Here is a 7,163-nt window from a genome sequence, read left to right on the forward strand (position 1 = left end):
GCATGAGCGCCGGCACCATCTGGCAGAAGCGCTACGCCTCCGGCGGCGATCTGGTGTCGGCGACGATGTGGCAGTATGTCGGCGGCTCCATCGTGATGATCCTGGGCTCGCTTGCCTTCGAGACGCGCGCCGTCACCGTCAATGGCGAGCTGATCTTTGCCATGGCCTGGCTGGTCCTGGTGCTGTCGGTCGGCGCCATCTTCCTGTTGATGGTGATGATCAGGGACGGCGAGATGTCGAAGGTAGCCTCGCTCTTCTACCTAGTGCCCGCCGTGACCGCGGTCATCGCCTGGATGCTTTTCGACGAGCAGCTCAACCTGCTGCAGATCGCCGGCATGGCGATCGCCACGCTTGGCGTCGCCCTGGCGACGGCGGGGCAGGACAGGAAGAGGAATTGAAGAATTGAAGAATTGAAGAACTGAGGAACTGAGGAACTGAGGAACTGAGGAACTGAGGAACTGAGGAACTGAGGAACTGAGGAAAAAGGTGACAATAACTGGTGATGATTTTCCTTCTTGATTTCTTCAATTCATCAATTCTTCAGTTCTTCAATTCCTCTTTCCGCCCAACTCAGCCTACCCTCGCCCGCGCCTCAAGATACCGGCTGATCGAGGCGTTGAGCTCACCGCCCAGGATGAAGATCGCCGAGATGATGTAGAGGAAGACGACCGCGATCATGATCGAGGCGAGCCCGGCATAGGTCGTCACATAGGACGAGAAATGGTCGAGATAGGTGGCGAAGATCGTCGATCCGACCAGCCAGGCGATGAGCGTGAAGACGATGCCGGGTATGATCGAGACGAAGCGGCGCTTGCCGGCCGGCAGCCAGATATGCACCGAGAACAGCCCGATGACGATCACCGTCGAGGCGATCACGTAACGCCAGATGGTGATCGTGCCCATATAGGGCTTGATCCATTCCAGATGCGCTTCCGCCAGCCGCGCGAGCAGCGGCGCGAACACCAGAAGTACGCTGATGGCGAGGAAGCAGGCGGTGGCGATCAGGACGAAGACGATGCTCTGCACCCTGCGGTGGATGATGCCGCGCGTCTCGGTAACTCGGTAGGCGCGGTTGAGCGAGGTGCGCAGCGCCTCGATGCCGTTGGAAGCGAAATAGGCCGCGAGCAGCACGCCATAGGTCAGAAGGTCGGTGCGCCGCACGGTGAGCACGTTCTGCACCTCATGCGCGATCGGCTTGGCGATCTGCTCCGGCCATGTGTCGAAGACCAGGTGCACGGCCGTGTCGGCGAAAGCGCGCGCGCCGAGGAAGCTGGCAAGCGTGGTGGCGAAGATCAGGAACGGAAACAACGCCATCAGCGAGGTGATCGCCAGATGGCTGGCCATCGCCCAGCCGTCATCGGTGTTGAAATGGCCGATCGCATCGTAGAGCACGCGCTTGACGGCGACGATATTCCGCAGCAAGGGCCCGCGCTCCGCTCGATTGTGTCAACGCCGCGAATATGGGAAGTGATTGCGGCAAATGGCAACCCCAGGTCCCACAACGCGCCCCGCCGCCGAAGAGTTGCGCACCGTCATCGTCACCGGGGCTTCCTCCGGCATCGGCGCCTATTGCGCGCGGGCGTTGAAAGCGGAAGGCTGGCGGGTCTTCGCCACGGCGCGCAAGCCGGTCGATATCGCCGCGCTCGAGGCCGACGGCCTGGAGGCCTTCTACCTCGACTATCGTGAGCCCCAATCCATCGGGGCATTGGTCGAGGGGGTGCTGGAGCGCACCGGCGGCCGGCTCGACGCGCTCTTCAACAACGGCGCCTACGCCCAGCCCGGCGCCGTCGAGGACTTGGCCGTCGCGGCGCTTCGCGAGCAGTTCGAGGCCAATTTCTTCGGCTGGCATGATCTGACCCGGCGCATCGTGCCGGTCATGCGTCGCCAGGGCCACGGCCGGCTCGTCCATTGCTCCTCGATCCTCGGGCTGGCGCCGGTCCGCTTCAGGGGCGCCTATTCGGCCTCCAAGCACGCCATCGAAGGCCTGATGCTCTGCATGCGCCAGGAGCTCGAAGGCAGCGGCATCCACCTCTCGCTGATCGAGCCGGGACCGGTGACATCGAAGATCGCCAGCAACGGCCTCACCTGGTTCCTGAAAAACATCGATGTCGAGAATTCCGTCCACCGCGCCGACTATCAGGCGCAACTCGCCAGGCTTCAGGCCGGCGGCAGCGTGTCGAAGCTGAAGCCCGGTCCGGAGGTCGTGCACAAGGCGCTTCGCCACGCGCTTCTGTCACAGCGCCCGCGTCCGCACTATGTGGTAACCGTGCCGGCCAGGGTCGGCGCGGCGCTGAAACGCGTCCTGCCGGCGTCCCTGCTCTATCGCGTGCTCGCCAAACGCGCCTGACCGAACCTGAACCGGAGCCAGCCAGATGCTCATCGTCTTCAAGATCCTTGCCATCCTCGCCATGGCCGCCGTGGTGATCGTGCTGGTCCGCGGCCTGATCAACATGATGCGCGGTGGCTCGGGCATCACCTCGAACAAGCTGATGCAGGCGCGCATCATGCTGCAGGCCCTCGCCTTGGCGTTGTTGTTGCTGGTGGTCTATTTCACGCGCAAATAGCGGGGTCTCAGCAATTCCAGGAAAAGTGTGACACGATTTTCCGTCCGGAATTGCGTCAAATCGCTTAAAGGGGGACGGCATGGTCAAGCTCAACAAGATCTACACCCGCACCGGCGACGACGGCACGACAGGGCTCGGCACCGGGGAGCGGCGGCTGAAATCGGACCTGCGCGTCGACGCCTACGGCACCGTCGACGAGACCAATGCCTGCATCGGCATGGCCCGCATCCACACCGCCGCCGAACATCCCGCGATCGACGCCATGCTGTCGCGCATCCAGAACGACCTTTTCGATCTCGGAGCCGACCTCGCCGTGCCGGACGACGGCAAGCCCCTCGAATACGAGCCGCTGCGCATCGTCGCCGCCCAGACCGACCGCGTCGAACAGGACATCGATGCGCTCAACAAGGAGCTGCAGCCGCTGAAATCCTTCGTCCTGAATGGCGGCACGCCCGCGGCCGCCTCGCTCCATCTGGCCCGCACCGCGGCGCGCCGCGCGGAGCGCCTCATGGTGGCGCTGGCGCAGGATCCGGCCGAGCACGTCAACCGCGAGGCGCTCAAATACATCAACCGCGTCTCGGATTTCCTGTTCGTCGCCGCCCGAGCGGTCAATGACAATGGAAAGGCCGACGTGCTATGGGTTCCCGGCAAGAACCGCTGAATCCGGAGGCGGGAGGGTCCGATGTTCATCCCGCTTTACGACACCAACAGGCTGCGCCACATCCGGCTGCAATATGTCACCATCGGCCTGATCGTGGCGAATGTGCTTGTCTATCTGGCGACCACGCTTGGCGGTGAGAACTTCACCAATGCCGCGGTCCTCGGCCTGGGCTTCATCCCCTCGGTAGTCCATGACAAGGTCGAGCTGTCGCCCGAATTCGTCGTCATCCCCGAGAGCCTCAGCTACCTCACCTATTCCTTCCTGCATGCCGACATCTTCCATCTCGGCGGCAACATGCTGTTTCTGTGGGTGTTCGGCGACAATGTCGAGGATGCGCTCGGGCATATCCGCTATCTGATCTTCTACCTCGCCTGCGCCGTCGCCGGCGCCCTCTTCCAGGGGTTGGTGGCCTGGGATTCGCAGGTGCCGCTGATCGGCGCTTCGGGGGCAATCGCCGGCGTCGTCGCCGCCTATCTGATCCTCTATCCCCGGGTGAAGGTCTGGGTGCTGGCCTTTGCCCGCATTCCGTTGCGCATCCCGGCTTTCATCCCGCTGATCCTGTGGATCCTGTTCCAGATCGTGATGTTCGCCGCGGCCGGCGAGGACCAGATCTCCTGGGCCTGCCATATCGGCGGCATCATCGCCGGATCGATCCTGGTGCTGGTGCTGCGCAGCCGCGGCGTGCCGCTGCTGGCCGGCGCCGACGGCGAGCCGAACCCGACGCCCAACATGCAGCAGCCGCCAGTCCCCGTCGAGCCGGCGGGCGGCGATCCGGCGCAGCCGGCCTCGCAATGGGGCCGTGGAGCAGCGACGCCCCGGGACTGAACCGATTTGGGTGTATCGTGGGATATTGACGCGCCGGTTTGCCGCCACTACGGAAACGGCACCGCTGGGCGGATATTCCGCCCGTAATGTCGGCTTTCGACAACTCTGACAGGGCGCACGCTGCTATAGCGCCCCGACTATCTCAGGAGAGGTGACAGGAAAATGAAGATCCTTGTGCCCGTGAAGCGGGTTGTGGACGCCAACGTCAAGGTCCGGGTGAAAGCCGACGGACTGGGCGTCGAGCTTGCCAACGTCAAGATGGCGATGAACCCGTTCGACGAGATCGCGGTCGAGGAAGCGATCCGCATCAAGGAAGCCGGCAAGGCGGAAGAGATCATCGTGGTGTCGATCGGCCCGCAGCAGGCGCAGGAGACGCTCCGCACCGCGCTCGCCATGGGCGCCGACCGCGCCATCCTGGTCAAGACCGACGAACAGACCGAGCCGCTCGGCGTCGCCAAGGTGCTGAAGGGCGTGGTCGAAGCGGAGAAGCCGGGCCTCGTCATCCTCGGCAAGCAGGCGATCGACGACGATTCGAACCAGACCGGCCAGATGCTGGCGGCGCTGCTCGGCTGGGCCCAGGGCACCTTCGCCTCCAAGGTCGAGCTTGCTGGCGACAAGGCCAAGGTGACGCGCGAGGTCGACGGCGGCCTGCAGACCGTCGAATTGAAGATGCCGGTGATCGTAACCGCCGACCTTCGCCTCAACCAGCCGCGCTATGCCTCGCTGCCCAACATCATGAAGGCCAAGAAGAAGCCACTCGACGAGAAGAGCCCGGCCGACTACGGCGCCGACGTTAAGCCGCGCCTCAAGGTGATCAAGACCGAGGAGCCGGGCGGCCGCAAGGCTGGCGTCAAGGTCAAGAGCGTCGCCGAACTCGTCGAGAAGCTCAAGAACGAAGCCGGCGTGCTCTAAGCGGTCAGGAAAGGACAAAGAAAAATGGCAATTCTCCTCATCGCCGAACACGACAATGCAAGCCTTTCCGACCAGACCGCCAAGGCGCTCTCAGCCGCGCTCCAGATCGGCTCGGACGTCGACGTGCTGGTGGCCGGCAAGGGCGCCAAGGCTGCTGCCGACGCCGCCGCCAAGCTGAAGGGCGTCCGCAAGGTGCTGCTGGCCGAGGCCGACGAGCTTGCCGAGCGTCTCGCCGAGCCGGCGGCGGCTCTCGTGGTGTCGCTGGCAGGCGGCTACGACACGATCGTCGCGCCGGCGACCTCCGCCGGCAAGAACATCGCCCCGCGCGTCGCCGCCCTGCTGGACGTCGCGCAGGTGTCGGAAATCATCGAAGTGGTTTCGCCCGACACGTTCAAGCGGCCGATCTATGCCGGCAACGCCATCCAGACCGTGCAGTCGACCGACGCCAAGAAGGTCATCACGGTGCGCACCGCTTCCTTCTCGGCAGCACCCGAAGGCGGTTCAGCCTCGGTCGAGACGGTCGGCGCCGCCGCCAACCCCGGCCTGTCGTCTTTCGTCGAGAACAAGCTCTCCGAGAACGACCGTCCGGAGCTGACCTCGGCCAAGATCATCATCTCGGGCGGCCGCGCGCTCGGCTCCTCGGAGAAGTTCCAGGAAGTGATCCTGCCGGTCGCCGACAAGCTCGGCGCCGCGGTCGGCGCCAGCCGTGCCGCGGTCGACGCGGGCTACGCGCCGAACGACTGGCAGGTCGGCCAGACCGGCAAGGTGGTCGCGCCCGACCTCTACATCGCCGTCGGCATCTCCGGCGCCATCCAGCACCTCGCAGGCATGAAGGACTCGAAGGTCATCGTCGCCATCAACAAGGACGAGGAAGCGCCGATCTTCCAGGTTGCCGACTACGGCCTGGTCGGCGATCTCTTCGTCATCCTGCCGGAGCTGCAAAAGGCGCTTTGACGCCGCCAGTTCTGGCATATTAAAATCCGAAGGGTGGGGTAGACGAAGTCGCCCCGCCCTTTTAGTTTGCACTGCACAAAAAGCAGGCCGCCAAGGTCTGAGCCATTCCGGCGGTTTGCATCGGAATTGCTAGGAACAAACAAGCAGGAGCGTTCGGCTTCAACGAAGCGGGATTGCTCCGGACGGGATTGGGGTCATGAGCAAGATCGAGACGATCGGCATTGTCGGCGCGGGCCAGATGGGTGGCGGTATCGCCCATGTCTCGGCGCTGGGCGGCTACAAGGTCCTGATCCACGACATATCGGCCGACCGGATCGAGAAGGGTATCGCCACCATCAGCGGCAACATGGCCCGCCAGGTCGGCTCCGGCAAGCTCGAGGAAAAGGCACGCAACGAAGCGATGGCGCGCATCTCCGCCGCCCCCGCCATGGCCGATCTCGCCGCCGCCGACCTCGTGATCGAAGCGGCGACCGAAGACGAGACGGTCAAGCGCAAGATCTACGCGCAGCTCTGCCCGCAGCTCAATCCGGAAGCGATTCTCGCCACCAACACCTCGTCGATCTCGATCACCCGGCTTGCCGCCCAGACCGACCGCCCCGAGCGCTTCATCGGCATCCACTTCATGAACCCGGTGCCGGTGATGAAGCTGGTCGAGCTGGTGCGCGGCATCGCCACGGAGGATCAGACCTTCGAGGCGGCCAAGACCTATGTGAACCACCTCGACAAGACGATCACCGTCTCGGAGGATTTCCCGGCCTTCATCGTCAACCGCATCCTTTTGCCGATGATCAACGAGGCGATCTACACGCTCTACGAAGGCGTCGGCACGGTCGATGCCATCGACACCGCCATGCGATTGGGGGCCAACCATCCGATGGGGCCGCTGCAGCTTGCCGATTTCATCGGCCTCGACACCTGCCTGTCGATCATGCAGGTTCTGCATGAGGGCCTGTCGGATTCGAAATACCGCCCCTGCCCGCTGCTGGTGAAATATGTCGAGGCCGGCTGGCTCGGCCGCAAGACCAGCCGTGGCTTCTACGACTATCGCGGCGATCATCCGGTGCCGACGCGCTGACCTTTTCCGATTGAGCGTCTTTGCAACGACTCAGGACGCCGCTGCGAGCGGCAAAGGCGTGACGCCGTCTTTCGAAACGTCGTCGTCAGGCGAAGCTTCGTCCGGAGCGGCGGAAACGCAGCCGCGGCCGGCCGCCTTGGCGGCGTAGCAAGCGGCGTCGGCTCTGGCGATG

Annotated in this window: 9 protein-coding genes; 8 read left to right on the forward strand and 1 reads right to left on the reverse strand. The window is 64.1% G+C overall.

Annotated features, from left to right (window positions below; all coding sequences use genetic code 11):
• On the forward strand, positions 1-398 hold a 398-nt coding region (locus tag EOD07_RS16245), incomplete at its 5' end, for a DMT family transporter (protein ID WP_164772281.1).
• Positions 399-570: 172 nt separating this feature from the next.
• On the opposite strand, the gene EOD07_RS16250 is transcribed toward EOD07_RS16245, so the two are convergent.
• Positions 571-1,422: a YihY/virulence factor BrkB family protein gene (locus EOD07_RS16250; protein ID WP_041011323.1), complete on the reverse strand. Its 852-nt coding sequence runs from the start codon at positions 1,420-1,422 to the stop codon at positions 571-573.
• 58 nt (positions 1,423-1,480) lie between these two features.
• On the opposite strand from EOD07_RS16250, the gene EOD07_RS16255 reads away from it, so the two are divergent.
• From EOD07_RS16255 to EOD07_RS16285, 7 genes are all read left to right on the forward strand, one after another.
• Positions 1,481-2,347, forward strand: a complete 867-nt coding sequence (locus EOD07_RS16255) for an SDR family oxidoreductase (protein WP_127236189.1) — start codon at positions 1,481-1,483, stop codon at positions 2,345-2,347.
• A 25-nt stretch (positions 2,348-2,372) separates the two neighbouring features.
• Positions 2,373-2,564 (forward strand): twin transmembrane helix small protein, encoded by a 192-nt coding sequence (locus EOD07_RS16260; protein ID WP_127236190.1) that lies wholly within the window; start codon positions 2,373-2,375, stop codon positions 2,562-2,564.
• Between the two features lie 79 nt (positions 2,565-2,643).
• Positions 2,644-3,225: a cob(I)yrinic acid a,c-diamide adenosyltransferase gene (locus tag EOD07_RS16265; protein ID WP_127236191.1), complete on the forward strand. Its 582-nt coding sequence runs from the start codon at positions 2,644-2,646 to the stop codon at positions 3,223-3,225.
• Positions 3,226-3,246: 21 nt separating this feature from the next.
• Positions 3,247-4,050, forward strand: coding sequence for a rhomboid family intramembrane serine protease (locus tag EOD07_RS16270; RefSeq protein ID WP_127236192.1), 804 nt, complete (start codon positions 3,247-3,249; stop codon positions 4,048-4,050).
• A 162-nt stretch (positions 4,051-4,212) separates the two neighbouring features.
• The gene (locus tag EOD07_RS16275; RefSeq protein WP_071033587.1) at positions 4,213-4,962 is read left to right on the forward strand and encodes an electron transfer flavoprotein subunit beta/FixA family protein; all 750 of its coding nucleotides are present in this window, start codon (positions 4,213-4,215) and stop codon (positions 4,960-4,962) included.
• A 24-nt stretch (positions 4,963-4,986) separates the two neighbouring features.
• A complete protein-coding gene (locus EOD07_RS16280) occupies positions 4,987-5,916 on the forward strand; it encodes an electron transfer flavoprotein subunit alpha/FixB family protein (RefSeq protein ID WP_127236193.1) in 930 nt (309 codons plus the stop codon).
• Positions 5,917-6,112: 196 nt separating this feature from the next.
• Entirely contained in the window at positions 6,113-6,991 is an 879-nt protein-coding gene (locus tag EOD07_RS16285) for a 3-hydroxybutyryl-CoA dehydrogenase (RefSeq protein ID WP_040989247.1), read from the forward strand.
• Positions 6,992-7,163: the final 172 nt, after the last annotated feature.

The sequence above is a fragment of the Mesorhizobium sp. M2C.T.Ca.TU.002.02.1.1 genome, from assembly GCF_003997225.1.